Raw genomic sequence first — 26,194 nt, 5'->3', positions numbered from 1 at the left:
TACGACGTCAGCGAGTCGCCCGATCCGGGCCGCTCGAACCCGTAGAAGTCCCAGGAGGACCACGATGACAACAGCACGGGACATCATGACCCCGAACGTGGAATGCGTCCGCTCCAGCGACACGGTCGTCGCGGCCGCACAGCGGATGGCGGAATTGAATGTCGGCGCCCTGCCCATCTGCGGCGAGGACGACAAACTGAAGGGAATGCTCACCGATCGCGACATCGTCGTCAAGGTGATCGCCCAGCGTAAGGATCCGCTCGGCGTCCACGCGGGCGAACTCGGCGGCACGGAATTGGTCACCGTCGAAGCCGACGACGACGTGCGCAAGGTGATGTCGGTGATGTCGCAGCATCAGGTACGCCGTGTACCGGTGCTGGAGCAGGGGCAGCTGGTCGGCATCATCGCGCAGGCCGACGTCGCCACCGCCGTCGACAACACCCAGTCGGGAAGCACCGTGGAGGCGATCTCGACGGACTTCTGAGCCCGGGGTTCCTCAGACCGCGGCCGGGTGCATGTCGTAGACCGCGTAGGCCGCTCGGATCACCGGCTGGGCGACATTGCGCACCCGGATGCCGCCCGGAGTGGTGCCGCGTTCGGTCCCCGCGTGGGCGTGGCCGTGCAGCGCCAGGTCGGCGCCGTGTTCGTCGATCGCCTCGCCGAGCAGGTAGGAACCGAGGAACGGATAGATCTCCCTCGGCTCGCCGTGCAGCGTGTCGCTGATCGGGGAGTAGTGCGTGAGCGCGATGGTGATGTCGGTGTCCAACGCATCGAGTGCGGTGCCGAGCGCGGCGGCCACGGCCACGGTGTGCCCGGCGAATTCGCGCATCAAGGGTTCACCGAAGACGCTCGCGCACTTGCCCGCGAATCCGCCGCCGAAGCCTTTCGTACCTGCGACCCCGAGGGTGCTTCCGTCGACGTTCAAGGTCACCGAGGCCCCTTCCAGGACGGTGATGCCGTGGTCGGTGAGCGCGGCGGTGATCTCGTGTTCGGCGTCGCCGTGATAGTCGTGATTGCCCAAGACGGCGACGACCGGCACGCCCAGGTCGGCGAACTCCTCCGCGACGACCCTCCCTTCTTCGGCGCTGCCGTGGCGGGTCAGATCTCCCGCCAGCAGAAGCACGTCGGCCCGCTCGGCGAGGCCCTCCAGCGCCGGCCGCCACTGCCCGCGCGAATCCACGCCGAGATGTACATCACCGACCGCGGCTATCCGCATGCGGCTCAACTCCTTTCGGAACCGTCCGGCTCCAGCGTCTCGGTCTCGACGGGGGCCGTGGGACGGGTGACATGGACGTCGTTGTGGATCCGTGCGTGCGGAAGCTGCTCGTGCACCACGGTTTCCATCTGTTGCTTGCAGTTCTCGCTGCTCACCTCGCCACAGAGCACCACGACGTCGCCGCGGATGGTCACCTGCACACCGAGTTCGGCGGTGCGGGGGTCCTCGGCCAGCGCCCGGCGCAACCGTGCGACCAGGTATTGCGGCTGCTCCATCTATTCCACCTTTCCGGTGCGGGTGATGCCGAGATCGTCCAGCAAGCCCATGAACGCCCGCGCGTAGGGCGAGGCCTTGGTCTGCTCGCGCACCATTTCCCAGTCCACCTGTTCGCGCAAGTCGCGTGCGATGTGCAGGATCGGGCTCAGATCCAGGCGGTGCGCGTCGAAGACGAGCATCTTGTCCACCATCAGGTCGGTGCCGCTGATCACGGGGGCCTTGGCCGGCCCGATCCGCATCTCGGTGGCCCGGTCGAGCAACTCGTCGGTGACGTCGCGGTCGTTCGGACGGTGGATGACGTCGACGAGGATGTCGTCGGCGTAAACCTTGCGCAACCAGTTCTCCGGCGGGTCGCATACCCGCAGGCCCGCCCGGGCCAGGGTGTTGATCGCCCGCCCGCTGTCCTCGGGTTTGACGAAGATGTCGACGTCGTGCTGGGAGGCAGGGCCGCCACGGGCGTAGACCGCGCAGCCGCCCGCCACCGCGAATCGGATATCTGTCGCCGCCAGCGCGTTCACCGTGCGGGTGAGCGCATGCAGCAGCTGATCGGTGGTAACGGCCATGCAGCGGTGGTACCCGGCGGACACCGGGTTAATCGACGTTTCACCGGGTATGCGTCCGGATATCCAGGGGGCCCGCATGCGGCGGCACCGGGCTTTCGGAGCCCTTCGGACCGCATGCCCCGGGAACGCGGAAGGAGCGACACATGCCCAAGACGACAGCACGCGGCGACGTGAAGAAATCCGAGTTGCCCAGCACGCTGGAACGGTCGGAAGAGAAGGCGCAGCGCACCTTCGCCGAGGCGCACGACGCCGCGCTCGAACAGTACGACGGCGACGAGCAGCGCGCCCATCGGGTGGCCTACGCCGCGCTGAAGCACAGCTACGAGAAGGTCGGCGATCACTGGGAGCCCAAAGCCCGGCGCGGGCCCTCCGACGAGCGCGCCGCGCAACGCGGCCCGAACGCGAAGGGCGAGACCGCCGAAGGCGTCGATGCCAACGCCTCGAAAGAGCATCTGCTCGGTATCGCCCGGCGGTTGGACATCTCCGGCCGCTCCCGGATGACCAAGGACGAACTCGTCGAGGCGATCAAGAAACGCAATCGCCGGGAGGCAGCGCGTGCCCGAAGCTGACGACGGCGCGTGGGCCCGCCGCGCGCGGGGTGAGACCGAACTCGAACGATTGGACCGGAACTGGAGCAGCCTGGTCCAGGAATTGCGTGTCGTGCAGACCGGCGTGCAGTTCCTGTTCGGGGCACTGCTGGTGCTGCCGTTCCAGGCGTCGTTCGGCGCGCTGTCACCCGGCATGCGAGCGCTCTACCTGGCCACGCTGGCCGCCGTTCTCGGTGCCACGGTGTTCCTGGTCGCGCCGGTGTCCTGGCATCGGATCCTGTTCCGCAGGCACCGGCTGGGCAATGTCGTCTCGGCGGCACACCGCTGCGCGATGGCGGGCGTCGCGCTGCTGGGGCTGGCGCTGATCGGCGCGGTGGTCCTCGTCGTCGACTACGTCACGGGGACGGCCGCGGCGGTGGCGTCCGGCGTCGTGAGTCTCGCCTTGTTCACGACGATCTGGCTGGTCGCGCCGTGGCGCTGGCGCAGCGCCTCCCAGCATGTCCGCGCCGACCACTACTGACCCACCGCTACTGACCCACCGCCCGACCCCGGATCACCGGGCCCAGGAGACGACCTCGCCCGCATGAGCGGGAGCGCCACGGTGGTAGGCGCTGAGCGTCTCCGCGGCGACCCGGTCCCAGGAGTTCCGGCCCGCGGCCCGCTGATAGCCTGCGGCGCCCCATGTTTCGCGCAACGTCGCGTCGGCGAGCAATGGACGCACTGCCCGCGCGATCGCGTCGGCTTCGGGTGGAGCGACGAAGCGCCCGGTGACGCCGTCGACCACGGTGTCCAGCAGACCGCCGACGGGCGTGGCGATCACCGGTTTCCCGCACGCCATCGCCTCCAGGGCCACCCGCCCGAACGGTTCGAACCACGGCGTGCAGAGCACCACCTCCGCGGAGCGGTACAGCCGGGGCAGCACCGGACGCGTCACCGGTCCGGTCAGCCGCAGACGCTCACGCACACCGTGATCGGAGGCGAGGCGGCGCAGCCTGCGGCCCTCGACGTCGTCTTCGTCGTCGGCGGATGGACCGCCCACGATCACCAGTTCCGTGTCCGGGAGGTCCGCCAATGCCTTGATCACCGGGTCGAATCCACTGCGCCGCACCAATTCTCCGGCAGCTAGCAGTCGGTGCGTGGCATGCCGGTCGGCCGCGGCGCCCTCCGGGGTGAACAGGGTGAGGTCGACCCCGTGGGGCACGATCGAGGTCCGGAAACGCGGCACGCCCATCCTGGCCAGGTCGGCTATCTCGTCGGAGCAGGTTGCCACCACATGGGCTGCTCGCGTCGCGATGAGCCGCTCGAACCGGATGCGTGAGCGCGGGCTGGAATCGGCCAGACCTTCGCAGCGCCGCTGTACGGTGCCGAGTCCGTGGAAGGTCAGCACCACCGGGATGCCGTGCGCGCGGGCGGCCGGCTCGGCGGCGAGCCCGGACTTCCAGTAGTGCGCGTGCGTGATGTCCGGTCGTTCGGCGGCCCAATGCCGTCGCAGGCCCGTGCCGAAGTCCCCGAGATAGGGCAGGGTGCGGTCGCTCGGTAGGGGAGCGGGCGGTCCGGCGGCGACATGCACTACACGGTATCCGCCCTCGGCGAGCAGTTCGGCGGGCGCGCGCGGACTGATGCGCCGGGTGTAGACGGTGACCTCGTGACCGCGGCGCGCGTACGCCGCCGACAGTTCGGCGACGTAGGTGCCGCGGCCACCCCCGTCGGCGGGACTCCCTGCGGCGAGGGGGCTGGCGTCTTCGGAAACCATGGCAATCTTCACCGGGTGCTCCGTTCTCGTCGCGGGCACCCTCCGGCCGCGCGAATCCGCGCGGTTGCCCTACGACCGGCATCGCGTGACGTTCGGGATATGTCGGGGATATGCCCGGAGACGGATCGATGAAACCCCACGTCAACGGCAATATATCCAGCCGAATGGTCGGTTTGTGCCGGTCACGGGCGCTCCGGCCGCGGGTCACGTTCTCCTACCGAACGGTGTCGGGAACGGGTGGACCGTGCCACACTGTAGGGAGGTTGAGATCACAGCCGACCCCGGTTCGACGCATTCGGCGCAGCCGGTCGATGGGACGGCACGGCAACCTATTCGCGCTCGCGCCGCCTTCGTCCCCGGCCGCCACGCCAGGACTGGATACCCCCTACACGGGAGGTTCGACTTGTCTGCCATTTCTCTGCTACGAGAGCATGCCGAGGGCGTGCATCTCAATGGTTCGGGACCGGGACGTCGTCGGGACAACCGGTTGTGGGCGCAGCGGGTGGATCGCCGCCGGGAATGCGTGGTGGTCCGTGTCGAAGGCGAGTTGGACGCCGCCGTGTCGGCCGAGTTCTTCGAGACGGTCGACCGTGCGTTGCAGTCACCGTGCGATGCGGTAGTGATCGATCTGCGGGCGGCGCGGTTCTTGAGTCTGCGCGCGGCCGTGCGGCTCGGCGGCCTGCGTAGGGACGGGGTCGGTCGTCCGGATCTGCGGATCGTCGCGGGCGGCCCGGGAGTCGAGCGCGCACTCGAGGTGACCGGCGTGCGGTCGTTGTTCCCCAGCTACTCCTCCATGCGGGCAGCCCTGGACGCCTGAGCCGAAGGGCGGGGCGCCCCGAAGCCCGTGCCCACGGTGTGACCGCTGCCGATCCGGTCACACCGAGTGCACCGGCATCGGATACTTCAGCGGTGAGTGAGAGCAGGTCGGTCCAGCCCGAAGAAGCCCGGGCGCTGGACCGAGTGATCGGTTCGGGAACGCCGCAGAGTGTGGGCAGTTTCCGGTTCTGGTTCGCCGATCGGCGATGGGAATGGTCGGACGAGGTCGCGTCGATGCACGGTTACGCACCGGGGGCGGTGACGCCGACGACGGAACTATTGCTGACGCACAAGCATCCGGAAGACCGCGAAGCGGTAGCCAGCGCCTTGGCGCGCTCGATCGCCGACGCGGAACCGTTCAGCAGCCGGCATCGCATCATCGATACCGCAGGCGCCGTGCATCACGTGATCCTGGTCGCCGATCGCATGGTCGACGAGGCGGGGCGAGTCGTCGGCACCTTCGGCTACTACATCGATGTCACCGATACGCTCGCCGAACACCGTCAGGAGACGCTGGACGGCGCCCTGCCCGAGCTGTACGCCGCCAGAGCCGTCATCGAACAGGCGAAGGGCGCGCTCATGCTGATCTACGGCATCGGACCCGAACAGGCCTTCCGGGTGCTCAGCTGGCGGTCGCAGGAAACCAACGTCAAGCTGCGCAGACTGGCCGCCCGGTTGGTCGCCGATCTGCCCGGTCTGACGCGTGTCCCCGCCGCACTGCGGACGGAGTTCGACCACTTGCTGCTCACCGCGCACGAGCGCATCGACGGCGACTGACCGGCGTTTCGATCCGGCCTCGGCGGGTACGTCCTCCGACGAGGAACGCGGTGTATATCTGCTCCACAGTCCGCGGCGGTGCCGCAATGTTTCGGCGGCCACGAGAACTCGCGGCGATGCGCAGGCCACAGTGGAGTGGCTATGAGGACAAGGTGGTGATGGGCAAATGGGGGAGTGGACTTCCCGATCCTTTACCGACACGACGACCGTCGGTGTGCGAGTGCCCGCCCAGCTGGAGCAGCTCACCATGCTGCGCGCGCTCGCCGAGACCGTCGCCCTCATCGCCGACTTCGCCCTCGACGAGGTGACCGACATCCGGCTCGCGCTCGACGAGGTGGCGACCTCGCTCATCCTCGACGCGGCGCCGGGCTCGACGATCGACTGCGAGTTCACCTACGACACCGACAAGATGTTCGTGCACGTCGCGTCGGTCGCGGTCACCGAGTCGGTGGTCGGCCACGCCGGGCTCGGCTGGCACATCGTGCGCACGCTGACCGACTCGATCGCCGCCGCGCAAGGCTCCTACGACAGCGTGCTGGGCGGATACCCGACGGTGATCGACTTCAGCTGGGTGCGGGGTGCCCAGAATGGCGAGTGAGCCGAGGGGGCGCGGGGACACCTACGACAACATCGAGCCGCTTTTCGAGAAGATCGCCGCGCTGGAACCCGGCGACGCGCGCCGCGAGGCGATGCGCCAGGAGCTGATCGAACGGTGCCTGCCGCTGGCCGAGCACATTGCCCGCAAGTTCTCCGGGCGCGGCGAGAACTTCGACGACCTGCTGCAAGTCGCGCGCCTCGGCTTGGTGCAGGCAGCCGACCGTTTCGACGTGACGCGCGGGTCGTCGTTCCTGTCCTTCGCCGTCCCGACCATCATGGGCGAGGTCCGGCGGCATTTCCGGGACAACACCTGGGCGGTGCGGGTGCCGCGCCGGACCAAGGAGATCCAGCTGAGCATCGGCCCGACCGTCGAGACGCTGTCGCAGCGGCTGGGCCGGATGCCCCGAGCCAGGGAGATCGCCGCGGAGCTGGGAGTCGACCTGGTCGAGGTGACCCAGGCGCTGATCGCAGGCAACGCCTACCAGTCCTCGTCCATCGACGCGGTGGCAGGCGAGGACGCCGAGAGCGCCGCACAGCCGCTGCTGGACAGCCTCGGCGCCGAAGAGCCGTCCTATCACCTGGTCGAAGACGTCATGGCGGTCGAGCCGCTGCTCGGCGAGCTGCCCGAGCGCGAGCGTCAGGTGCTGGTCATGCGGTTCTTCGAGTCGTTGACGCAGACCCAGATCGCCGAGCGGCTCGGGGTCTCCCAGATGCACGTCTCCCGCATTCTTTCCCGGACGTTGAACTCGCTGCGCGAGCAGGCGCTGCGGGACTGAGCACCGGTCGCCTACACCGGATTCGGCGGAGCGGGATCCGGTGACGGACCCGGCAGGCCCGGGTCCGGTGTGGGGCGGCCGGGGTCCGGCAGCGGCGGCGCCGGGGCGGGACCGGGTACCGGCGGGCGGGGCGCAGGGCCGGGAACCGGCGGCAGCGGATGCGGATCAGGTTCCGGCGGAACGGGATTCGGGTCCGGAATGGGGTCCGGCTCGGGAATCGGCGGCACCGGATCCGGTTCTGGGATGGGCGGCACGGGGTCCGGCTCGGGTGTGGGCGGGACCGGCTGGGCCGCGCTGTCACTGGACATGCCAACTCCTTCTCGTTCGGGCGATCGGCCGGTTTTCCGCTCGTCCGGTCCGATCATCGGCCGGTTACCCATCGATCGCCGCGCGAACCGGTCCGCGCTCGCGCCGGGTGTGGTTCGGCCGACCAGTTTGCCAAGGACGACCGGCGGGTAGTCAGACAGGAACCGGACAACAGATGCCGATGGCTCGAGGAGCTCGTCATGACCGACCAGCGCCGCCCAGGCACCCGGAATCCGCGGTTCGGACCGGGTGGGGCAGGGGCGTCGCCCCAGTCTCGCGGGATTTCCGTCACCAGGAATCACGACGTCATCCGTCGCTGGGCCGCACAGCGCGGCGCTCGGCCCGCGACCGTGCCGGGCAGCGAACACGATGGACGGCTCGGAGTGCTGCGGTTCGACTTCCCCGGATACGGCGGGGCGGTACTGCGCCGGGTGGGCTGGGACGAGTGGTTCGCCACCTTCGACGCGAGAAATCTGCGCTTCTGGTATCAAGAGCCGAGCGCCGACCGACCGCGGAGCAATTTCAATCGCTTGGAACCGCCGCGATAGCCGGTAGGCCGCTGGCGTCGCCGTGAGGCCGGTCACCATCATGCCTGCGCAGTGGGCGCATCCAGGTGATGTGACGCACGGCACTCTGTCGCACGGCGTTCCCTCGGCAACCTTGCTGTTGCCGCTTGTCTCGTCATGCTCAGTGGCGATCACGAAACAGACTGTGGTGCAGCGCTTTTCGTAGAAGCTGTTGCTCCGGTACAGCGCCCGCGGCGCGCGGGCCCGCACTGTGCCGCAGCCCCCTTGTGCCCCTGAATCGGTCGGGCGTATAGCGTCGATGGAGCAAGCAAGAGGCCCCGCATCGGTCTGCCGGACGTTTACCGGCCGGGCGCAGGGGTACTCGTAGCCGAGCAAAGGTTGCTCGAAAAGCGGAAGGTCGCGTCGGTATGGGGATGCGGTGGTCCGCATCGTGACGCGCTTTCGCATGTCTGCAAGGGATGAAGTCTTGAGCGCAAACCTGATGATCGTGGAAGACGACGACCGGGTCCGTGGTGCGTTACGGCTCGCTATGGAGGACGAGGGGTACGACGTCGACGAGGCGGAGGAAGCCGAGGACGCGCTCACCCATCTGCGCAGCAATGGTGTTCCGGACGTGATGATCGTCGATCTGATGCTCGGCGGCATGGACGGATTCGAATGTATCCGGGAGATCCGCCGCGATCACGACGTTCCGATCATCGTGGTCAGCGCCCGTGACGACACCCACGACGTGGTGGCCGCGCTCGAGGCGGGGGCCGACGATTTCGTGACCAAGCCGTTCGAGATCAAGGAGATCACCGCGCGCATGCGCGCGGTGCGCCGCCGCTTCCGGCTGACCGCCGAGCGGGAGACGCCGCAGGAGATGGTGCTCGAGGCCGACGACACGGCTCCGTTGGTCTTGGCTCAGGACAGTGGCGTGGTGCGCCGCGGCGACGAGGAGATCCGGCTCACGCTCACCGAATTCCGTTTGCTCTGTGAGCTGGCCGAGTCACCGGGCCGTGTGCTCAGCCGCACGGTACTGCTCGAGCGCGTATGGGACCGCGGGTTCTTCGGGGACGAACGCATTGTGGACGTGCACATGCGCCGTTTGCGCACGAAAATCGAAAAGGATCCGTCCGATCCGCGCATCGTGGTGACGGTGCGCGGGCTCGGTTACCGCCTCGATGTGCGCCGCTGAACGCTGCCTCTACGCCGAACGCTGGAATCCGAACGCCTGGAGCCTCCGCGCCCGGGTGACCGCCGCCTTCGCGACCATCGCCGCGCTGATGTCGCTGGCCCTGGTCGTTTCGGTGTTCGTGATCAGCCGCGGCTACTTGGAAGCGCAGTCGCCGGGCGATCTCCACGCCGCTCTCGATCTGTTGCGCAACGTGCTGATCGGGTGCGCCGGCGTGGTCACGCTGATCGGGGCGGGGGTCGGATGGTGGGCGAGCAGGCGGGTGCTGACCCCGCTGCACCAGCTCGCGGGCACCGCCGCGCGGATCGCATCCGGCGACCTCGGCCAGCGGTTGCCCGCCACGGGTGACCAGGATCTGGCGATCACCGTCGAGTCGTTCAACACCATGGTGGATTCGCTGCAACGGCGCATCGAGCGGGAGCACCGGCTCTTCGGCGACGTCAGCCACGAGTTGCGTACCCCGCTGACCACCTTGATGGCGAGCGTCGACGTCCTCAACCGGCACCGCGGCGATCTGCCGGAGCGTTCCCAGCGAGCGCTCGGTTTGGTCACCGCCGAGGTCGACCACCTGCGCAAACTGCTGGACGATCTGCTCGCCCTGGCGCGAGTGGAAGCGGGCATGCACCACGGCGACGCCGAGCCGCTGTCGGTGCGCGACCTGCTGGTCCACACCCTGGGCGACCGGCGCTACCCGGGCGAATTGCTCACGGTGCGTCAGGACGTCACCGTGCGTGGCCGCAAAGTGGAACTCGAGCGCGCGGTGGCCAACCTGCTGCACAACGCCGACCGGCACGGTGGCGGCGTGGTCGCGGTCAGCGTGGACCGCGACGGCACCGACGCGGTGCTCACCGTGGACGACGCAGGCCCCGGCGTACTGCCCGCGGACCGGGACCGGATCTTCGAACGATTCGCGACCGCTCGCAGCGGCCGCCGCTCGCCCGACGGGACGGGCATCGGCCTTGCGTTGGTCGCCGAGACGGTCGCCACCCACGGCGGCCGGGTGCACTGCACCGAACGACCCGGTGGGGGCGCGCGATTTGTCGTGCGGCTGCCCCGGCTCGGCGACATCAATCCGTAATACGACCGTAAAGAAGTCGACTGGTTCACCTCAAAGTCGCTTCGTAAGCCTGGAAAAGTACTGCTGATCGACGAGGGAGTTGTATGTCACTGCCAACCCTGTCCCCAGCGGAGATCGAGCGATCACGCGTCGGCAACGCCGCGGCCGCTCTCGGGGCCACCCCGTCTCGGAAAGAAACGGGAACGGCCGTGGTCCTGCGTACGCCCCGTTTGGGTGACGGCGCTCCGATGTGGCGTATCGCGAAGGATTCCGCAGTGCTCGATGTCAACTCGAGCTACGCGTATCTGCTGTGGTGCCGGGATTTCGCCGGGACATCGGTGGTCGCCGAACTGGACGGACGCGTCGTGGGATACGTGATCGGCTTCGTCCGCCCGCAGGCGCCCGACACCGTGTTCGTCTGGCAGATCGCGGTGGACCGCTCGCAGCGCGGCCGCGGCATCGGCGCCGAACTGCTCCACACGTTGCTCAACAGCGTTGCGGCTCAGGGCGTTTCGGTGCTCGAAACGACCATCTCGCCGGACAACGCCGGTTCCATCGCGCTGTTCACGTCGGTGGCGCAGGCGCGCGGCGCCGATCTGACCAAGCGTCCCTTGTTCGACGCGGGCGTCTTCCCCGACAGCCACGCACCCGAAGACCTGTATCGCATCGCCCCGACCGCCCGCACCACCGAGGAGGATCACCGATGATCAACGCCGACACCACTGTTTTCGAGAGCCTGGAGTCGAACGTGCGCGGTTATTGCCGTGCCTGGCCCACCGTGTTCACCACGGCGAAGGGCAGCTGGCTGCGCGACGAGGAAGGCAAGGACTACCTCGACTTCTTCGCCGGCGCCGGTGCGCTGAACTACGGCCACAACAACGACGTGCTCAAGCGTGCGCTGCTGGACTACATCGCGAGCGACGGCATCACCCACGGCCTGGACATGTCGACCGCGGCCAAGCGGGACCTGTTGGAGACGTTGCGCGACACCGTGTTCACTCCGCGCGGCCTGGACTACAAGGTCCAGTTCCCCGGCCCCACCGGCGCCAACGCGGTCGAGGCCGCGCTCAAGCTGGCGCGCAAGGTCACCGGGCGCGAGACCATCGTCAGCTTCACCAACGCTTTCCACGGCATGACCCTCGGCGCGCTGTCGGTCACCGGCAACGCCGCCAAGCGCGCCGGCGCCGGTGTGCCGTTGGTGCACGCCGCGCACATGCCCTACGACGGCTACTTCGACGGCACCACCGCCGACTTCCAGTGGATGTCGAAGGTGCTCGACGACACCTCGTCCGGTTTCGACCGCCCGGCCGCGGTCATCGTGGAGACGGTGCAGGGCGAAGGCGGCGTCAACGTCGCCCGCGCCGAGTGGCTGCGGCACCTCGCCGGTCTGTGCGCGGAGCGGGAGATCCTGTTGATCGTCGACGACGTCCAGATGGGCTGCGGCCGCACCGGACCGTTCTTCTCCTTCGAGATCGCGGGCATCACCCCCGACATCGTGACGCTGTCGAAGTCGATCGGCGGCTACGGCCTGCCGATGGCGCTGGTGCTGTTCAAGCCGGAGCTGGACGAATGGTCGCCGGGTGAGCACAACGGCACTTTCCGCGGCAACAACCCCGCGTTCGTCACCGCGACGACCGCCCTGCGCCACTACTGGTCCGACGACGCCCTGCAGACGGCGACGCAGGCCAAGGGCGAGAAGATCGCGCGGACGCTCGGAGAGCTGGCCGACTACTTCCCCGGTGTCTCCACCCGGGGTCGCGGCCTGGTGCAAGGCGTGGTGTTCGAGGATCCCTCGCAGGCGGGCAAGGTCTGCCAGATCGCCTTCGAGCGCGGACTGCTGGTGGAGACCTCCGGTTCCACCGACGAGGTGGTGAAGCTGCTGCCGCCGCTGACGGTCACCGACCAAGAGCTCGACCAGGGCCTGCAGATCCTGACCGGGGCCGTCGAGTCGGTGTGCGGCGGAATGGGGGCAATCGCATGATCGTGCGCACCACCGCGGAAATCACCGGCACCGAGCGCGACGTGGCGGGTGAGGGCTGGCGCAGCAAGCGCATCGTCCTCGGGGGTGACGGCGTCGGCTTCTCCTTCCACGAGACCACCATTGACGCCGGCACCGTGCACGAGTTCCATTATGTGCATCATGTGGAGGCCGTGTGGCTCATCGAGGGCGAGGGCACGCTGACCGACCTGGACAACGGCGTCACCTACGAGCTGGCCCCCGGCTCGATGTACCTGCTCGACGGGCACGAACGGCACCGCTTGGAGGTCCGCACCACGATGCGGATGATGTGCGTGTTCAACCCGCCGGTCACCGGGCAGGAGGTTCACGACAGCGACGGCGTCTACCCGCTGGTCGCCACGACGATCGGAGGTTGAGCACACCAATGGTTCTGCAGCACACCGAAACTCGGCCCGAGACAGCTCGCTACGATCGTTACCCGACCCGTCTCGGCGGGCCCGCTCCGCACTTGGAGCGTGCCGACCCCGCGGTGTGGGGGGAGATCGAGAGCCCGGAACTCGCCTCGTTCGACGTCGACGGGTTCGCCATCCTGGACCAGCTGCTCACGCCCGCCGAAGTGGCCGAGTACAGCGGCGAGATCGCCAGGCTGGCGAACGATCCCGCGCTGCGCGACGACGACCGCGTCATCGTGGAGAAGTCGTCGAACCGGGTGCGCTCGGTCTTCGAAGTGCACAAGCTGAGCGAGGCGATCGCCGACCTGGTGCGTCAGCCGCGGGTGCTCGGGCTCGCCGAGCAGGTGCTGGGATCGAAGGTGTATGTGCACCAGAGCCGGGTGAACTACATGCCCGGTTTCCGCGGCACCGGTTTCTATTGGCACTCCGATTTCGAAACCTGGCACGCCGAAGACGGCATGCCCGCGCCACGTGCGGTGAGCCTGTCGATCGCGCTCACCGACAACTACCCGATCAACGGGAGCCTCATGGTGATGCCCGGCTCGCACCACACCTTCGTGCCGTGTCTGGGCAGCACTCCGGCCGAGCACTATCGGGAGTCGTTGCAGGAGCAGGAAATCGGCGTGCCGACGACCGACGACATCACCGCGCTCGCGAACCGGTACGGGATCAGCCAGTTCACCGGCCGGGCGGGCTCGGCGTTGCTGTTCGACTCCAACCTGATGCACGGGTCGTCGAACAACATCACGCCGTTCCCGCGGTCGAACATCTTCGTGGTGTTCAACAGCGTGCACAACACGCTCGTCGAACCGTTCGCCGCGCCCGCGCCGCGACCGGACTATATCGGTAGCCGCGATTTCACGCCGCTGTCGGACTGAACCGAGAGCCGCCCCGCGCACGCGGCTCGCCCACCTACTCGGGCGAGCCGCACGCGCGGGGCGTTTCGCGTGGCGTCCCGGCCGCTGCGCGCGGGGGGTCAGACCAGCCGCCGGATCGCCTCCGGGCCGAGGTCGGCGATCCTCGGGTACCCGTCCACCGCCATCAGCAGATCCGCTTCGGCGAGCAGCGATCGCACCACGTGCACGAGGCCGTCGACGCCGCCGAGGGCGAGTCCGTAGGGATACGGGCGGCCGATCCCCACGGCCGTCGCGCCGAGCGCCAGCGCTTTGACGATGTCGGCGCCGGTGCGGATGCCGGAGTCGAACAGCACGGGCAGACCGTCGGCCGCCGCCACCACCTCCGGCAGATGCTCGATCGCCGGGATGCCGCCATTGGCCTGCCTGCCGCCGTGATTGGAGCAGTAGATGCCGTCGACGCCCGCGTCCTTGGCGCGCCGGGCGTCGTCGGGGTGACAGATGCCCTTCAGCACCAGCGGCAGGTCGGTGAGTGACCGGAGCCATGCCAGATCGTCCCAGGTCAACGCGTTGCCGAACAGTGAGATCCAGGTCAGGATGGCGGTTTTCGGGTCCTGCTCGGGCGGGCTGGGCAGCAGGGCGCGGAACACCGGATCGGTGAAGTAGTTGGCCAGGCAGTGCCCGCGCAACTGGGGGAAGTTGGAGACCGCCAGATCGCGCGGGCGCCAGCCGGGCACCCAGGTGTCCAGGGTGACCACGATGGCCTTGAAGCCCGCGGCCTCGGCCCGCCGGACCAGGCTTTGCGCGAGGTCCCGGTTGGTGGGGGTGTAGAGCTGGAACATGCCCGGGGTGTCACCGAACTCCGCCGCCACCTCCTCCAGCGGATCCACCGTGAGGGTGGAGGCGATCATGGGGACGCCGGTGCGTGCCGCGGCCTTCGCCGTGGCGATGTCGCCGTGCCCGTCCTGGGCGCACAGGCCGATCACGCCGACCGGGGCCAGGAAGATCGGCGTCGGCAGCGTCATCCCGAACAGCTGGATCGACAGGTCGCGAGTCTTGCTCGCCCGCAGCATGCGGGGGACCAGTCCCAGCTTCTGGAAGGCCGTCACGTTGGCCCGTTGGGTGAGCTCGTCGCCTGCCCCGCCCGCCACGTACGACCAGATGCTCGGTGGCAGTGCGGCCTGTGCCTTCGCTTCCAGCTCGGCGTACGTCATGGGGAGATCGGGCAGCACGCCGCCGAGTCCTTGGAAGTAGATCTCGTTCTGGTAGTCGCCGAAGTTGGTCACGCTGCTCCTGTCCTCGTCTCGATGCACGAATGTATCCGATACGTTCCTGTAGCAAGTACGGTTCCGGTCAAGCGCGCAGCGCGCGATACAGGGTCAACCAGCGATCGGGGGAGACGAGTCCGACCGGCTGATCGAGCGGGATGCCTGCCGCGCCGCAGGCGTGGTGGACGGCGCGGGCGGGGAATTCCCGCCGCAACGACGCGGCCACGCTGCCTCCGACACCCGAGAAACCGAGCGCGACCACTCTGCGGTAATCACCGATCCAGTTGCGCGGCAGCAGCGGAGCGGGCCGGTTGCACAACCGCAGAATCGCGGCATCGACTTGCGGTACCGGATGAAAGCTGTGCCTGCCGACGCGCGCGCCCAGTTCGATCGCCGTCGTGGGCCAGTAGCCGACAGCGAGTTTGGTCCACCGGCCGTAGTCGCCCGAGTACTTGCGCGCGAACTCGAGCTGAGTGAGCAGGGTGGCGGAGGTGAGCCATCGCGCGGCCAGACACCAGCGCACGATGTCGGTCGTGATGGCGAACGGCACGTTGGCCACGACCGCGAACGGCTCCCGTGGCGGGCGCACCGAGCGGAAATCGCGCTGCCGCACGGTGATGCGCGAGTTGTCCGCGTACCGGCGGCCCAGCAGGGCCGCATAGCGCGGGTCCTTCTCATAGGCGTGGACGCGGCTGCCCGCGTCGAGCAATCGCCTGGTCAGCATGCCGTCACCGGGCCCGACCTCGAGGACGAGGTCGTCGACGGTGACGCCCGAGTGGTGCACGATCAGCCGGGCGACGCCGGCATCGCGGAGAAAATTCTGCGACAGGGCTTTCCGCGTGCGCGCGGGACGGCTCCCACGGCTGCGGGCGCGCGGAAAGGAACGATGGCGGGACATGGGTGTCCTCCGAACGGAGTGGTCGAATCGGGAAGGTCGATTCGCCTGGTCCCATGCCAGGGCACGAAGAGTTCGGCGACCGCTACCGGCCGTCGATGCGGATTCCGCTCGAACGATTCAGCAGATCGGAGCGACACGGTGCGCCGGCACAGGCCAGGCCTCCGTACGCAGCCGGACGTAATACGCGCCGACCGCGCACGCTCCGTTCATGCCGGGACTGCCACCCATGTCCGGCACCGTACGGCAGGCGCGCGGCGGGGGCCAGTTCTTTTCTGGGTCACCGGGACGTCGGCTGACCCACCACGTCCGAATCCAGCAGCTCGGCGGCGAAAGTCCGCCAGGACTTGGCCTCCGCGTGCTTGCCGAGCTGGTCGAGCAGATCGGCGAGTTCGGCGATGGCGCGCGGCTCGCGGCGGTCGGCGGCGGTGCGCCACCAGGATTCGGCTCCGACCGGATCGCCGCGCCGTAGGCGCACCATGCCCAGCTCGTAAGCGGCGCCCGCGTGTCCGGCCTCGGAGGCCTGGGCCCACAATCCGCACGCCTGTTCTTCCTCGCCCCGGCGGTACATCGCGACACCCAGGTCGTAGAGCGCGCCGCGAAACCCGTGGTCGCCCGACTGCCCGGACTCGCTCGGGCGCGGCGCATCGACCGTCGCGGCTCGTTCGGCGGGAGCCGGTGCGGTGGAAACGTCGATGTTCGGCCGTTTCGTCGGTGTACTCGCTGTGGGCCGATCGTTCGCGACGGCCGGACCGGGTGCACGCGCGATAACGGGCGCTGTGGGTGTGGGGGAAACCGGTTCGCCGAGGATTGATGCCGCCGGGGCGAGCTCACGCTTCACCTGCGCGATGCGGGCATCGGGAGGCTCGGTCGCGACCGGAGGCTGCGGATGCGCGCCGGTGGACTCGAACGCGGGATACGAGTCGCGCGCGGCCCAAGAGTCGGTGACCAACAGGCCGGGATCGGTGCCCGCCCGGCCGGCCGGGGGTGGGGTTGCGGTAGAGCCCGGGGAGGATTGCAAGGGATACGGGTCTGCCGGTCCAGGCTCGGACCGAGGGGGCGAAGGAGGGGTCGGGGGCTGTGAGTGCGTGCCGGTGGGGTCGAATGCGCGATCGGTGTCTGCTGCGGTCCAGGGTTTCGACGACAGCGGGTCGGAGTCGGTGCGCCGAGCATTCGGCGCGGGGCGGGGAGGTGGCGGGAAGGCGGGGACGGGCGGCGCGTTGCCGATCGATAGGCCGGCGAGAGAGCGGGCTGGGTCTTCGGGCGGATGCGTGTGCGCGACCGGCGGTCCGAACGTGCCGTACGAATCCGCCGCGGCTGTTTCGTTCGCGGCCAGAGGATGGGGATCGAATCCGCGGGAAGGTACTTCCTCCAGCGCGGACGGGTTGTGCGGGCCTGGCGGCGGGGCGATGTGCTCTGTTTCGAGTGGCGTGTCGGGGCCGAATGGATCGGGCACGCTGTGCGCGGCGTCGATTGCGGGTGGTTCGGCCGACGGGCTAGGCACGGCGGGTGTGTCGTCCGGAGCTCGGTCACCGGGAACCGAGCCTGGAGCATCCGCAGTGGACCGTGCTGCGCGAGACGATTGCACGTTGCCGAACAGGTCGCCCGAGCGTCGCGGTTGCGGGTTCTGGCCCATTTGCCCGTTCACCGCGCTTGTGGCCGCGGACGCTTCGGCGGCGAGCCGCTCCACCGGTGCCGCGGAGGCGGTCGTGGGCCCGGCGGCGTCGATTCGCGGAACCGGCATGGTCGGCGCGGTGGGTGGGCCCGCGGAAGCGGCGGAACGGGGGCCGGGCGGGCTCATGCCGATCGGAGTCCGCGCGGGCGGTGCGGGCGCTGACGCCTCCGGCGGAACGGGTGTGGGTGCGGTGGACAGCTCCACGACCAAGTTCGCGAAGTTCGGCGGTCCCTCGCCGATGCTGCACCACAGCACGACCCGCCCGTTGGGTTGGTGCTCGACCACGATGCCGTAGTTGCCCGACCAGGACTTCTGGGTGCCGAATTCGTCCACCCAGACCGGGGTGAGGGTCACCAGGGTCACCGGCGCGGTGGGTGTGACGGCGAAGCTGACGCCTGCGGCCAGCGCGTCGCTCCACGCGTCGACTCCGGCGAGTGAACGTCCGTGCAGGTCGAGGTAGCCGTCGACGACCGACAGCCCCATCCCGAGCCCGCGCAGCCCGGCGGGGGGCGCCGCCGAGATCATCGTCAAGGCGACGGTGGTGGGCGCGGGGCCGACCTGCTCGGTGTACATCGGGTAGACCATGCTGCCGTGCCAGAGGATCGGATCCGCGCTCTGGTAGCGCGCGGCCAGCGGCAGCTCTTCGGGCGTATTCCGGGCAGCCCACGACGAATACCGCTCGTTCACTGTCGCGCGCCTGCCTTTCCACCCGATCCCTACCGCCGCCCCCGCGCCGGGCGGCGGGGTATACCGTACTCGCCGCGAACCGGAACTGCGCCGCAATCCCCTGGCGGTAGGTAATGGCCCGAGCGCCAACGCTACCGGGGAGTTCGCCCCATTTCCCAATGCTGCACAGTGACGTGTCCGGCCGCGGAGCTGGTAGGTGAGCGGCCGGGAGGAGGTGTGGCGCGGGCCGGCTACCGATGTCCGGCGGCGAGGCGTCCCAGCGCGGCCAGATCCTTCTCCAGGGTCCGGAACAGCCAGTACACGCCGACGAACGCCACAGCGCTACCGGCGCAGAGCACCCGCAGGGGCACGATGACGGCGGGGATGTCCTCCGGTGGGATGAACGTCGCCCCCACGACGCCCAACAGCGGCACGGCGGCTGCGACGGCCAGGAAGTACGTGCTGTCGGCGTCGAGCTGCCGCAGGCGACGCACGTCCTCCCCGCCGAGCCCACCGTGGGGAAGGAACATCGGGTAGAGCGACCGCACCGCGTAGAAGGTCACCAAGAAGTACGGATATGCCATCGCGATGGCGCCGCAGACGATCTGGGTGAGGAAGAAGTGCACGTAGGAGGCAGCGGTGATCTGATTGCCGGACACCTGTACCGACACCGGGACCGCCACGCCCGCGATCGCCCAGAGCGCGAAGCACGTCAGGACGTTGCGTCTGCCCAGCCGCAGGGTGTCGGCCCTGGCCCGTGCGAGCGTCGCCGAGTCGTACGAGCGTCCCTTGCGCAGCCCGCGCGCGATCGACCAGAGCCCTGCCAGAAGCAGGTTGGTCGCCACGAAGCCGATCAGGAAGCACACGGCGTAGGTGGCCAGGGCGATCTGGTCGAAGCGATGCTGGGCCTGCGCGTCGAGTTTGTCGATGATCAGTGTGCGGTTGTGGTTGTAGCTGTAGAGGATCGCGAGCGCGTTGGGCACGCCGACGGCCAGGGCCATGATCGGGTGCCTCAACGTGCGAGCGCGCAACCTCCAGCTGCCGGGTGGCGGATCGACGAGGTCGCGGGCGCGGGCGTCGAGGCAGACTGCCAGCTGCTGGGCCATGTCGGCGCCGGACGACCACCGTTCGGCGGGGTTCGGATCGAGCGCACGGACGAGGGCGCGCTGCAACGCCTCGGGGCAGTCCGGGGGCAGATCCCGGTAGGGCAGGGCGCGGGGGCTGCGGGATCGGCGTCGGAGCATGGCGTCCAGGGCGGTGCGGTCGCCCCCGGCCGCCGCGTCGTCGTCGAACGGTTTCCGGCCGGTGAGCAGTTCCCAGAGCACGACCGCGAGGGCGAACAGGTCGCTGCGAGTGTCCAGATCCTCGGCGGTGGCGGGCAGATCCGGATGCACCGCGGCGAGTTGCTCGGGCGACATGTACGCCAGTGAGCCGCCGAAGTAGGCCAGCGGGCTGTCCCCGGCGACGTTGCCGCTGAAACTGATGTTGAAATCGGCCAGCTTGGGCACGCCGTCGGCGGTGAGCAGCACATTGGCGGGCTTGACGTCGCGGTGCAGCACACCGGCCCGCCCCGCGTGGTCGAGCGCTTCGGCCAAGCGGCGCCCGAGCCATGCCACGGTCTCGGGCCACGTCAGCCCGGCCAGCTGGGCCCGCTGCGGCGATTCACTGGGTTGGATCTCACCTTTCGCGGCGAGTACGCCATCGATGACATCGAGCAGCATCGCTCCGCAGCGCCGGGCCTGCGGTGTCGCGCGGACGCGTTCGAGCACCGTGAACAGCGTCCCACCCGGCACGTACTGCATGTACAGCAGGCGCAGTTTCCGGTCCGCCAGGACGCGCTGGTCGAACACTCGCACGATGTAGTCGTGGTCGAGCTGGGCCAGAGTCTGGGGCTCGGCGCCTTTGTCGCGGGAGATCTTCACCGCGACCAACCGCTGCATCGACCGCTGCCGCGCCAGGAAGACTCGGGCGAACGCGCCGCGGCCGAGGCCGGTCATCAGGTCGAAGTCATCGATCCGCTGGCCGGCCGCGAGGTCGTCCAGGTTCGCCGGTTCGGGGGCGATCGTCAACAGCGTGCTGTGGTAGTCGTCGGTCGCGAGCATTTCCGACAGCTGGTCGGCCTGGTCGGGGTAGGCGGCGGTGTACTCGGCGACGTCGACCGTGCCGCCCGACTGCCTGCGGACGTGGAACTCCTCGTAGATCAGATCCGGCGGTACCGGCCAGGTGCGCAGTTCCGGGAACTCGGCGGCGTAGTCGGCCAGCCGTTTCGGAGCGGCTCCGCGGCCCCACCGGTTGGCCAGGTCGACCTTGAGCAGTTCGATCAGCGACACCCGGCGGATGGCGGGGGAGTCCGGAAGGTAGTCGGCGAGGTCCGGCGGAGTCGCCGCCGTCCGCCATGCGTCGGCGAAGCGCTCGACCACGTCGGCGATTCCGGTGCCCCGCGTTTCGATCGGCGATCGGTCCGCTGCGACCGTCGCCCCCGGAACCGGCGGGGCGGGGTGCGCCATGGGGGCATCGTATCGACCTGAGCCGCTTCCGCGGAACGCCGCCCAGTCGACCAAGCGCTTGCTACCCTCGATCGATGATCTCCACGGTGGTCTGGGGCACCGGCAATGTCGGCCGGGCGGCCATCCGGGCCGTCGACGCCCACCCGGCGCTGCGTTTGGGCGGGGTGCTCGTGCACGATCCGGCGAAAGTCGGCCGTGACGCGGGTGAACTCGCCGGACTCGACCGCGAACTCGGTGTGGCCGCCGTCGATGACGTGGGCGAAGTTCTCGACGCCCGCCCGGCGGCAATCGTGTACGCGGCCTCCGGTGATATCCGGCCCGACGACGCGCTCGCCGACATCGTGCGGGCGCTACGCGCGGGCGCGGTGGTCGTCACGCCGGCGCTCTACGCGCTCTACGACCCGCGCAACGCACCGCCGGAGATCCGCGACCCGGTGCTGGCCGCGATCGCCGAAGGCGGCGGATCGCTGTTCGTCTCCGGCATCGACCCGGGGTGGGGCAACGACGTGCTGCCCCTGCTGATCAGCGGGCTCGGCAGCACGGTGGAGACGATCCGCTGCCAGGAGATCTTCGACTACTCCACCTACGATCAGCCGGACTCGGTGCGCTACCTCGTCGGCATGGGACAGTCGATGGACTATCTGCCGCCGATGCTCGCGCCGTCGGTGCCGACCATGGTGTGGGGCGGGCAGATCCGGCTGATGGCACGGGCGCTCGGTGTCGAACTCGACGAGATCCGCGAGACGCTGGACCGGCGCGCCTTGGAGGTCACCGTCACCACGACGTCCATGGGCGATTTCGCGGCGGGCACCCAGGGCGCCGTGCGCTTCGAAGTCCAGGGCATCGTCGAAGGACAACCGCGTCTGGTCGTCGAGCACGTCACCCGCATCCATCCGTCGTGCGCACCCGATTGGCCCACGCCGGCCGACGGCGGCGCGGGGGCGCACCGCGTGATCATCGAAGGTCACCCGCGCATCGAGGTGACCGTCGAGGCGACCGACGAAGACGGCAACCGCTCCGCGGGTGGCAACGCCACGGCCATCGGCCGCCTGGTCGGCGCCATCGACTGGCTGGTAGCGGCGGAACCCGGACTCTACGACGCACTGGACGTCCCGCTGCGTCCCGCGGTCGGCAAACTCGGAAGGAAGCACCCATGATCATCGACGTCCCCGAGGGCAAGGATCCGATCGGCTACGTCTGGGGCGAAATGGTGCCCGGCATCGGCGTCGCCGCCTCGAACTTCTCGCTGTCGGTCTACTCGCACAGCACGCTCGGCCTGCGCGAGTTCGAGGCCGCGAGGCTGCGCATCGCGCAGATCAACGGTTGCCTGTTCTGCATGGACTGGCGCACCGAACGCGAGGGGGCGAAGGTCGAACCCGAATTCGCCGCCGCCGTCACCGAGTGGCGCACCACCGACGCCTTCGACGAACGCACCCGGCTCGCCGCCGAATACGCCGAACGCTACGCCACCGACCACCACAATCTCGACGAAGAATTCTGGAGCCGGATGTTCGCCCACTACAGCCAGGCGGAAGTGGTCGAACTGAGTATGAGCATCGGCTCCTGGTTGGCGTTCGGGCGGTTGAATCACGTCCTCGGATTGGATTCGGTCTGCGTGCTGCCCGGCCATTCCGCCGGTTCGTGAATGTAGGAGCTACTCCGTAATTCTGGAAACCCACGCGGGCTGCCCGTCGACCAAGCCGAGTTCGAACTCCTCGGGGGCGTCGAGGACGGCGCCGAGTTGGCGAAGCGCCCGATCGGCGGAGATCTCCGCGGGAAAACGGATGTATTCCAGGGTGGCGCCGGATATCCGAGCCCGGAATCGGTACCGGAATTCGACCTGCCCCGCGTAGGTCAGCGCGATGCGGCCCTGCCAGTCGATATCGTGCCTGCCGTCGGGGCGGCGGGTGAAGAACACTTCCTGGTCGGCGACGGAGTCGTGCCCGAGCAGATAGATGTTGAACGCCAGGCATTCGACGTCGTCGGCGTGTGCGAGCGGCAGCGGATCGACCGTGAGACGTTGCGGCTGTTCGGACTTCAGCAGGAAGGGACGGCCCGGCGCCGCGGCGCGCAGCCCGGTGGCGTCGTCCTCGCCCCAGTACGTGGACGACAGCGTGCAGCTGTGATAGTTCTGCCAGACAATCGGCGACAGCCAGTCTTCGCAGGTCTCCTCGCCGCCGGCGGGATCGCGTTCGGCGTCGTATGCCGCGGAGCGCAGGTGCAGATCGAACCACAGGCCGCCGGCCTGGTCCATGCGGCCGGTCCACGCGAACTCTTCGATCGCGTGCCCTTCCGGCCACGGATTGCCCGGGAACACAATTCTCCCGGCGGGCGAGAAACGCACCAGGTCGGTCCTTTCCATCCGACACACCCTAGCGACCGAGGCCGACAAATTCGACATGCCAGAATCGGGAAGCCGCGCCCGGTCGCGGCCGCGCTTCAGGCGTTGGCCGGTGCCTCCTCCTCCGGCTGGTCGGCGGGTGGCTCGTCCACCGTCCGCTTCGGTCCGGTGAACCAGGCCCGGGCCGAGACCAGCCACCAGATGCCGATCGCGCCCACCACGCCGACCAGCGTGATCGGCGCGTAATTCACCGTGGTCCAGGTGAATTCACGATGCCACGGATATCCGCGGGCGTCGGTGGGCAGGATGAACAGCACGCTGATCAGCGCGATCCACAGCAGCGCGACCACTCCGATCGGGCGGTACCACGCCCCCAGTTGCCAAGGGCCGGTGCGGAACCGTGCCCCGTGCCGCTGCCGCAGCAGGATCGGAATGCCGTAGGCGATATAGAGCCCGATGGTCGCGATCGAGGTGGCCGCGGCGTAGGCGGTCGGTGCGTTCGCCGGGGGCACCAGCATCGACGGAATCAGCAGCACGAACGCGAAGAACGAGATGAAGAGCACGGCATGCACCGGCACCTTCCGCGCGGAAAGCAGCGACCAGAATCTCGACCCGGGCACCGCGCCATCGCGCGCGAAGGCGAACAGCATCCGCGAGGCGGAGGTTACCGAGGCATACCCGCAGAACAATTGCGCGACCGCCGCGATGATCAGCAGCAGCCCCGACCAGAACCCGCTCAACGAGTTCTCCAGGATGTAGATCACGGGGTAGCCGCTGTTCTTGCCGGGATCCAGCGCGTCGTCCAGATTCGGAATGGCGAACGTCACCGCCATGATGAGAAGATAACCGGCGATCGCCGACACGACGATCGTGTTGATGATGCCTTTGGCCGCCATCCGCGACGCGTCGTGCGTTTCCTCCGACATGTGCGCGGACGCGTCGTAGCCGGTGAACGTGTACTGCGCGTGCAGCAGGCCGAGCAGGAAACTGAACGCGACCCCGCCGAATCCGATCGCGCTGTTGTCGACCGTCTCGGTGAAGACGAATTCGGCGCTCTGGTGGTGTCGCGCGCCGAACCCGAGCACCAGCACGAAGATCGCCACGCCACCGACATGCCACCACGCGGAGACGTTGTTGATCACCGCCGACAAATGGGGACCGACCACGTTCAGCACGGCGTGCAGCACGAGTATCGCGGCGAACACCAGGAAGATCGCGGTGCGGTCGGTGCCGATATCGATCCCGACGACGTTCAGCACGACGGTGGTGAAGATCGCCGCGCCGTAATCGATCGCCGCGGTGACGGCGATCTGTCCGATCAGGTTGAACCAGCCGGTGAACCACCCCCACACCGGGCCGCCCAGCTCGGCGGCCCACCAGTACAGCCCGCCGGAGGTCGGATAAGCGGAGGCCAACTCGGCCATTGCGAGCCCGACGAACAGCACCATGATCGAGACCAGCGGCCACCCCCAGGCCATCGTGATCGGGCCGCCATTGGCCAAACCTATGCCGTAACTGGCCAATCCACCGGTCAGGATGGACACGATGGTGAAACTGATGGCGAAATTGGAGAAACCCGACCAGGACCTGGCCAATTCTTGTTTGTAGCCCAGTTCGGCGAGCCGACGTTCGTCGTCGGAAGGGGGTCGGATCTCGGTCATGTCGTGCTCCCGGGTGAAAACGCTGCCCTCATACCGCGTTTGCAGAAGATCAGTGTGAAGTACCGATCGGTCAACCGCAGCGCAACCAGCAAATCCGTGCAACGGCGTCCCCGGCGCACGTCCGGGAGACGCCGACCGTAGCGTGGGGACCATGAGCGAGCGACTGGTGGTCATCGGTGGTGACGCGACGGGCATGTCGGCGGCCTCGCAGGCGCGCCGGATGAAGGACGCGAGCGCGCTGGAGATCGTCGTCTTCGAACGTGGCGGGTTCACCTCGTACTCGGCCTGCGGCATCCCGTACTGGGTCGGCGGGCATGTCGACGAGCGGGACGCGCTGATCGCCCGCACCCCGGAAGAACACCGCTCCCGCGAGATCGACCTGCGACTGCACACCGAGGTGACCGAGATCGACGTCGAGGGCGCCCGCGTGCGCCACCGTGACCGGGAAACCGGCGCGTCGGCATGGCTGCCCTACGACCACCTGGTGATCGCCACCGGCGCTCGCCCGGTGCGGCCACCGCTGCCCGGCATGGACGCCGATGGCGTGCACGGCGTCCAGACCCTCGACGACGGGCAAGCCTTGCTCCGGACGCTGGAACGGGCCCGCGGCAACCGCGCCGTCGTGGTCGGCGCAGGCTACATCGGCGTGGAGATGGCGGAGGCGCTCATCCGGCGCGGCTACGACGTCACGATGGTCAACCGGGGCCCGGAACCGATGTCCACGCTCGACCCCGACATGGGCGCCCTGGTGCGCGACGCCATGTGCGGCATGGGCATCAAGGTGGTCGGTGACGCGGACGTGGCCGAGCTGCGGACCGGTGCCGACGGCCGAGTCTCCGCGGTCGTCACCGACACCGCGGAATACCCGGCGGACGTCGTGGTGCTCGGTATCGGCGTGCGCCCGGAGACCGAACTGGCCCGCGCTGCCGGTCTGCCGCTGGGGCAGTACGGCGGGCTGCGGACCGATCTCGCCATGCGGGTGCGCGGTTACGAGAACATCTGGGCGGGCGGCGACTGCGTCGAGGTGCTGGATCTGGTCTCCGGCAGGGCACGCCACATTCCGCTGGGCACCCATGCCAACAAGCACGGTCAGATCATCGGCGCGAACATCGGCGGGGGATACGCGGTCTTTCCCGGCGTCGTGGGCACCGCCGTCAGCAAGGTATGCGAACTCGAGGTAGCCCGGACCGGGCTGCGTGAGAAGGACGCTCACGCGGCGGGCTTGCAATACGTGACCGTCACGGTGGAATCCACCAACCGAGCCGGCTACTACCCGGACGCCCAGCCGATGACGGTGAAGATGCTCGCCGAACGTTTCACCGGCCGCTTGCTCGGCACGCAGATCGTCGGCCGCGAGGGCGCGGGCAAACGCGTCGACATCGCGGCGGTCGCACTGACCGCGCGGATGACGGTGGAGCAGATGACGATGCTCGACCTCGGCTACGCCCCACCGTTCTCCCCGGTGTGGGACCCGGTTCTGGTCGCCGCGCGCAAGGCCGTCACCGCCGTTCGCCGACGTGGGTAGTGCG

28 protein-coding genes are annotated in these 26,194 nt (G+C 68.8%); 17 read left to right on the top strand and 11 right to left on the bottom strand.

Annotated features, from left to right (window positions below; genetic code table 11):
• The first annotated feature begins 64 nt into the window (after window positions 1-64).
• Window positions 65-484, top strand: a complete 420-nt coding sequence (locus tag ACWEKR_RS10600) for a CBS domain-containing protein (protein ID WP_195085347.1) — start codon at window positions 65-67, stop codon at window positions 482-484.
• 12 nt (window positions 485-496) lie between these two features.
• Here the strand turns inward: ACWEKR_RS10600 and ACWEKR_RS10595 are convergent, their stop codons facing one another.
• The 3 genes from ACWEKR_RS10595 to ACWEKR_RS10585 are packed head-to-tail and all read right to left on the bottom strand — an operon-like array spanning window position 497 to window position 2,055.
• A complete protein-coding gene (locus ACWEKR_RS10595) occupies window positions 497-1,216 on the bottom strand; it encodes a metallophosphoesterase family protein (RefSeq protein ID WP_195085346.1) in 720 nt (239 codons plus the stop codon).
• 5 nt (window positions 1,217-1,221) lie between these two features.
• Window positions 1,222-1,491: a BON domain-containing protein gene (locus ACWEKR_RS10590; protein WP_201297986.1), complete on the bottom strand. Its 270-nt coding sequence runs from the start codon at window positions 1,489-1,491 to the stop codon at window positions 1,222-1,224.
• Window positions 1,492-2,055, bottom strand: coding sequence for a nucleotidyltransferase family protein (locus ACWEKR_RS10585; protein ID WP_195085344.1), 564 nt, complete (start codon window positions 2,053-2,055; stop codon window positions 1,492-1,494).
• Between the two features lie 143 nt (window positions 2,056-2,198).
• Here ACWEKR_RS10585 and ACWEKR_RS10580 point away from each other — a divergent pair, with 143 nt between their 5' ends.
• Window positions 2,199-2,624: a ChaB family protein gene (locus ACWEKR_RS10580; protein WP_195085343.1), complete on the top strand. Its 426-nt coding sequence runs from the start codon at window positions 2,199-2,201 to the stop codon at window positions 2,622-2,624.
• Window positions 2,611-3,123, top strand: a complete 513-nt coding sequence (locus ACWEKR_RS10575; protein ID WP_452354262.1) for a DUF6328 family protein — start codon at window positions 2,611-2,613, stop codon at window positions 3,121-3,123. The genes ACWEKR_RS10580 and ACWEKR_RS10575 overlap by 14 nt, the downstream gene beginning before the upstream one ends.
• 33 nt (window positions 3,124-3,156) lie before the next feature.
• Here the strand turns inward: ACWEKR_RS10575 and ACWEKR_RS10570 are convergent, their stop codons facing one another.
• Window positions 3,157-4,368, bottom strand: coding sequence for a glycosyltransferase (locus ACWEKR_RS10570; protein WP_452354261.1), 1,212 nt, complete (start codon window positions 4,366-4,368; stop codon window positions 3,157-3,159).
• A gap of 391 nt (window positions 4,369-4,759) precedes the next feature.
• On the opposite strand from ACWEKR_RS10570, the gene ACWEKR_RS10565 reads away from it, so the two are divergent.
• The 4 genes from ACWEKR_RS10565 (at window position 4,760) to ACWEKR_RS10550 (ending at window position 7,322) form a co-directional block, all read left to right on the top strand.
• A complete protein-coding gene (locus ACWEKR_RS10565) occupies window positions 4,760-5,173 on the top strand; it encodes an STAS domain-containing protein (protein ID WP_281879896.1) in 414 nt (137 codons plus the stop codon).
• A gap of 92 nt (window positions 5,174-5,265) precedes the next feature.
• Window positions 5,266-5,949: a PAS and ANTAR domain-containing protein gene (locus tag ACWEKR_RS10560; RefSeq protein WP_452354260.1), complete on the top strand. Its 684-nt coding sequence runs from the start codon at window positions 5,266-5,268 to the stop codon at window positions 5,947-5,949.
• 166 nt (window positions 5,950-6,115) lie between these two features.
• Window positions 6,116-6,547, top strand: a complete 432-nt coding sequence (locus ACWEKR_RS10555) for an ATP-binding protein (protein ID WP_201297984.1) — start codon at window positions 6,116-6,118, stop codon at window positions 6,545-6,547.
• Window positions 6,537-7,322, top strand: coding sequence for an RNA polymerase sigma factor SigF (locus ACWEKR_RS10550; RefSeq protein WP_195085338.1), 786 nt, complete (start codon window positions 6,537-6,539; stop codon window positions 7,320-7,322). Before ACWEKR_RS10555 ends, ACWEKR_RS10550 begins: the two co-directional genes overlap by 11 nt.
• A gap of 11 nt (window positions 7,323-7,333) precedes the next feature.
• On the opposite strand, the gene ACWEKR_RS10545 is transcribed toward ACWEKR_RS10550, so the two are convergent.
• Entirely contained in the window at window positions 7,334-7,630 is a 297-nt protein-coding gene (locus ACWEKR_RS10545) for a hypothetical protein (protein WP_159840569.1), read from the bottom strand.
• A gap of 198 nt (window positions 7,631-7,828) precedes the next feature.
• Here ACWEKR_RS10545 and ACWEKR_RS10540 point away from each other — a divergent pair, with 198 nt between their 5' ends.
• The 7 genes from ACWEKR_RS10540 (at window position 7,829) to thpD (ending at window position 13,676) form a co-directional block, all read left to right on the top strand.
• Window positions 7,829-8,176 carry a hypothetical protein gene (locus tag ACWEKR_RS10540; protein ID WP_452354259.1) on the top strand — a complete coding sequence of 116 codons (348 nt, stop codon included), beginning with the start codon at window positions 7,829-7,831 and terminating at the stop codon, window positions 8,174-8,176.
• Between the two features lie 445 nt (window positions 8,177-8,621).
• Window positions 8,622-9,332: a response regulator transcription factor gene (locus tag ACWEKR_RS10535; protein ID WP_452354258.1), complete on the top strand. Its 711-nt coding sequence runs from the start codon at window positions 8,622-8,624 to the stop codon at window positions 9,330-9,332.
• Window positions 9,319-10,407 (top strand): ATP-binding protein, encoded by a 1,089-nt coding sequence (locus tag ACWEKR_RS10530; protein ID WP_452354257.1) that lies wholly within the window; start codon window positions 9,319-9,321, stop codon window positions 10,405-10,407. Before ACWEKR_RS10535 ends, ACWEKR_RS10530 begins: the two co-directional genes overlap by 14 nt.
• Window positions 10,408-10,634: 227 nt before the next feature.
• Window positions 10,635-11,093: a diaminobutyrate acetyltransferase gene (gene ectA / locus ACWEKR_RS10525; RefSeq protein WP_228829656.1), complete on the top strand. Its 459-nt coding sequence runs from the start codon at window positions 10,635-10,637 to the stop codon at window positions 11,091-11,093.
• A complete protein-coding gene (ectB, locus tag ACWEKR_RS10520) occupies window positions 11,090-12,367 on the top strand; it encodes a diaminobutyrate--2-oxoglutarate transaminase (protein ID WP_452354256.1) in 1,278 nt (425 codons plus the stop codon). Before ectA ends, ectB begins: the two co-directional genes overlap by 4 nt.
• Entirely contained in the window at window positions 12,364-12,762 is a 399-nt protein-coding gene (locus ACWEKR_RS10515) for an ectoine synthase (RefSeq protein WP_452354255.1), read from the top strand. Before ectB ends, ACWEKR_RS10515 begins: the two co-directional genes overlap by 4 nt.
• 8 nt (window positions 12,763-12,770) lie before the next feature.
• Window positions 12,771-13,676, top strand: a complete 906-nt coding sequence (thpD, locus tag ACWEKR_RS10510; RefSeq protein ID WP_452354411.1) for an ectoine hydroxylase — start codon at window positions 12,771-12,773, stop codon at window positions 13,674-13,676.
• A gap of 98 nt (window positions 13,677-13,774) precedes the next feature.
• Here the strand turns inward: thpD and ACWEKR_RS10505 are convergent, their stop codons facing one another.
• From ACWEKR_RS10505 to ACWEKR_RS10490, 4 genes are all read right to left on the bottom strand, one after another.
• Window positions 13,775-14,938, bottom strand: coding sequence for a lactate 2-monooxygenase (locus tag ACWEKR_RS10505; protein ID WP_452354254.1), 1,164 nt, complete (start codon window positions 14,936-14,938; stop codon window positions 13,775-13,777).
• 67 nt (window positions 14,939-15,005) lie between these two features.
• Window positions 15,006-15,818 (bottom strand): 23S ribosomal RNA methyltransferase Erm, encoded by an 813-nt coding sequence (erm, locus tag ACWEKR_RS10500; protein ID WP_452354253.1) that lies wholly within the window; start codon window positions 15,816-15,818, stop codon window positions 15,006-15,008.
• Between the two features lie 277 nt (window positions 15,819-16,095).
• Window positions 16,096-18,177 carry a hypothetical protein gene (locus tag ACWEKR_RS10495; RefSeq protein ID WP_452354252.1) on the bottom strand — a complete coding sequence of 694 codons (2,082 nt, stop codon included), beginning with the start codon at window positions 18,175-18,177 and terminating at the stop codon, window positions 16,096-16,098.
• 230 nt (window positions 18,178-18,407) lie between these two features.
• Window positions 18,408-20,663: a serine/threonine-protein kinase gene (locus tag ACWEKR_RS10490; RefSeq protein WP_452354251.1), complete on the bottom strand. Its 2,256-nt coding sequence runs from the start codon at window positions 20,661-20,663 to the stop codon at window positions 18,408-18,410.
• A 74-nt stretch (window positions 20,664-20,737) separates the two neighbouring features.
• On the opposite strand from ACWEKR_RS10490, the gene ACWEKR_RS10485 reads away from it, so the two are divergent.
• Complete coding sequence (locus tag ACWEKR_RS10485) at window positions 20,738-21,820, top strand: NAD(P)H-dependent amine dehydrogenase family protein (RefSeq protein WP_452354250.1); 1,083 nt, start codon at window positions 20,738-20,740, stop codon at window positions 21,818-21,820.
• Window positions 21,817-22,308 carry a carboxymuconolactone decarboxylase family protein gene (locus tag ACWEKR_RS10480; protein WP_452354249.1) on the top strand — a complete coding sequence of 164 codons (492 nt, stop codon included), beginning with the start codon at window positions 21,817-21,819 and terminating at the stop codon, window positions 22,306-22,308. The genes ACWEKR_RS10485 and ACWEKR_RS10480 overlap by 4 nt, the downstream gene beginning before the upstream one ends.
• Window positions 22,309-22,317: 9 nt before the next feature.
• Here the strand turns inward: ACWEKR_RS10480 and ACWEKR_RS10475 are convergent, their stop codons facing one another.
• Together ACWEKR_RS10475 and ACWEKR_RS10470 are read right to left on the bottom strand one after the other, a co-directional pair.
• Entirely contained in the window at window positions 22,318-23,025 is a 708-nt protein-coding gene (locus ACWEKR_RS10475) for a hypothetical protein (protein ID WP_195085327.1), read from the bottom strand.
• Between the two features lie 77 nt (window positions 23,026-23,102).
• On the bottom strand, window positions 23,103-24,665 hold the full coding sequence (locus tag ACWEKR_RS10470) for an amino acid permease (RefSeq protein ID WP_452354248.1): 1,563 nt from the start codon (window positions 24,663-24,665) through the stop codon (window positions 23,103-23,105).
• Window positions 24,666-24,816: 151 nt separating this feature from the next.
• Between ACWEKR_RS10470 and ACWEKR_RS10465 the strand changes: the two genes are divergently transcribed.
• Window positions 24,817-26,190, top strand: a complete 1,374-nt coding sequence (locus ACWEKR_RS10465; RefSeq protein WP_452354247.1) for an FAD-dependent oxidoreductase — start codon at window positions 24,817-24,819, stop codon at window positions 26,188-26,190.
• Window positions 26,191-26,194 lie beyond the last annotated feature (4 nt).

The organism is Nocardia sp. NPDC004573 (genome assembly GCF_053602135.1).
This window is presented reverse-complemented; position numbering and strand designations above follow the sequence as displayed.

What these genes read in the sequence shown, in the direction of transcription:
- ACWEKR_RS10590 (WP_201297986.1), bottom strand. Translation starts at nt 1,491, where the DNA reads ATGGAGCAGCCGCAATACCTGGTCGCACGGTTGCGCCGGGCGCTGGCC.
- ACWEKR_RS10475 (WP_195085327.1), bottom strand. Translation starts at nt 23,025, where the DNA reads ATGGAAAGGACCGACCTGGTGCGTTTCTCGCCCGCCGGGAGAATTGTG.
- ACWEKR_RS10600 (WP_195085347.1), top strand. Translation starts at nt 65, where the DNA reads ATGACAACAGCACGGGACATCATGACCCCGAACGTGGAATGCGTCCGC.
- ectB (WP_452354256.1), top strand. Translation starts at nt 11,090, where the DNA reads ATGATCAACGCCGACACCACTGTTTTCGAGAGCCTGGAGTCGAACGTG.
- ACWEKR_RS10540 (WP_452354259.1), top strand. Translation starts at nt 7,829, where the DNA reads ATGACCGACCAGCGCCGCCCAGGCACCCGGAATCCGCGGTTCGGACCG.
- ACWEKR_RS10580 (WP_195085343.1), top strand. Translation starts at nt 2,199, where the DNA reads ATGCCCAAGACGACAGCACGCGGCGACGTGAAGAAATCCGAGTTGCCC.
- ACWEKR_RS10550 (WP_195085338.1), top strand. Translation starts at nt 6,537, where the DNA reads ATGGCGAGTGAGCCGAGGGGGCGCGGGGACACCTACGACAACATCGAG.
- ACWEKR_RS10515 (WP_452354255.1), top strand. Translation starts at nt 12,364, where the DNA reads ATGATCGTGCGCACCACCGCGGAAATCACCGGCACCGAGCGCGACGTG.
- ACWEKR_RS10465 (WP_452354247.1), top strand. Translation starts at nt 24,817, where the DNA reads ATGAGCGAGCGACTGGTGGTCATCGGTGGTGACGCGACGGGCATGTCG.
- ACWEKR_RS10470 (WP_452354248.1), bottom strand. Translation starts at nt 24,665, where the DNA reads ATGACCGAGATCCGACCCCCTTCCGACGACGAACGTCGGCTCGCCGAA.
- ACWEKR_RS10555 (WP_201297984.1), top strand. Translation starts at nt 6,116, where the DNA reads ATGGGGGAGTGGACTTCCCGATCCTTTACCGACACGACGACCGTCGGT.
- ACWEKR_RS10545 (WP_159840569.1), bottom strand. Translation starts at nt 7,630, where the DNA reads ATGTCCAGTGACAGCGCGGCCCAGCCGGTCCCGCCCACACCCGAGCCG.
- thpD (WP_452354411.1), top strand. Translation starts at nt 12,771, where the DNA reads ATGGTTCTGCAGCACACCGAAACTCGGCCCGAGACAGCTCGCTACGAT.
- erm (WP_452354253.1), bottom strand. Translation starts at nt 15,818, where the DNA reads ATGTCCCGCCATCGTTCCTTTCCGCGCGCCCGCAGCCGTGGGAGCCGT.
- ACWEKR_RS10595 (WP_195085346.1), bottom strand. Translation starts at nt 1,216, where the DNA reads ATGCGGATAGCCGCGGTCGGTGATGTACATCTCGGCGTGGATTCGCGC.
- ectA (WP_228829656.1), top strand. Translation starts at nt 10,635, where the DNA reads ATGTGGCGTATCGCGAAGGATTCCGCAGTGCTCGATGTCAACTCGAGC.
- ACWEKR_RS10485 (WP_452354250.1), top strand. Translation starts at nt 20,738, where the DNA reads ATGATCTCCACGGTGGTCTGGGGCACCGGCAATGTCGGCCGGGCGGCC.
- ACWEKR_RS10530 (WP_452354257.1), top strand. Translation starts at nt 9,319, where the DNA reads ATGTGCGCCGCTGAACGCTGCCTCTACGCCGAACGCTGGAATCCGAAC.
- ACWEKR_RS10490 (WP_452354251.1), bottom strand. Translation starts at nt 20,663, where the DNA reads ATGGCGCACCCCGCCCCGCCGGTTCCGGGGGCGACGGTCGCAGCGGAC.
- ACWEKR_RS10480 (WP_452354249.1), top strand. Translation starts at nt 21,817, where the DNA reads ATGATCATCGACGTCCCCGAGGGCAAGGATCCGATCGGCTACGTCTGG.
- ACWEKR_RS10585 (WP_195085344.1), bottom strand. Translation starts at nt 2,055, where the DNA reads ATGGCCGTTACCACCGATCAGCTGCTGCATGCGCTCACCCGCACGGTG.